The organism is Flavobacterium bomense, from assembly GCF_003970355.1.
On record NZ_RYDJ01000141.1, the window covers coordinates 646 to 1,285 of the forward strand.

General features: G+C 36.9%; 1 protein-coding gene. It reads right to left on the reverse strand.

What is annotated here, in order from left to right; genetic code table 11:
* The coding region (locus EKL98_RS18260; RefSeq protein ID WP_233589471.1) for a cysteine desulfurase family protein at positions 1 to 629 on the reverse strand (629 nt) is incomplete at its 3' end.
* Positions 630 to 640 lie beyond the last annotated feature (11 nt).

Genomic DNA, 640 nt, shown 5'->3' on the forward strand with positions numbered 1-640 from the left:
CCAATTCCTTTTGGACCGTGAAATTTATGCGCACTGGCTACCATAAAATCAATTGGAATAGATTTTAAATCAATTTCCAACTTGCCAACAGATTGCACCATATCCGAATGAAAAAGGGCGTTGTGTTGCTCGCAAATTCGGCCTACTTTTTCAACATTTAAAACAGTTCCAATTTCGTTATTCACTTGCATTAAACTCACTACCGTTTTTATATCTTGGGAAAGCAAATCTACTAAATCAGTAATGTCAATTTCACCATTGCGTTTGACTGCTACATAATCTACCTGGATTCCAAATTCATTTTGTAAACGTTCAACAGTATGTAAAACAGCGTGATGCTCTATTTTACTTAAAATTATTCTTTTAACTTGTAAATCCTTAACTGCGGAGCGAAGTATCCAATTATTGGCTTCGGTTCCACAAGAAGTGAAGATGATTTCTGGTGCAGAAGCATTCAAATACTTGGCAATTGACTTTCTGGAAAGCTCCAAAACACTTTTGGCATTTCGCCCAAAACTGTGCGTTGACGATGGATTTCCAAAATCTTCCGTCAATACTTTTGTCATTTCTTGAATGACTTCGGGACGCAGTTGGGTAGTTGAAGCGTTATCGAGATATACTTTTTTCATTGGCACAAAGT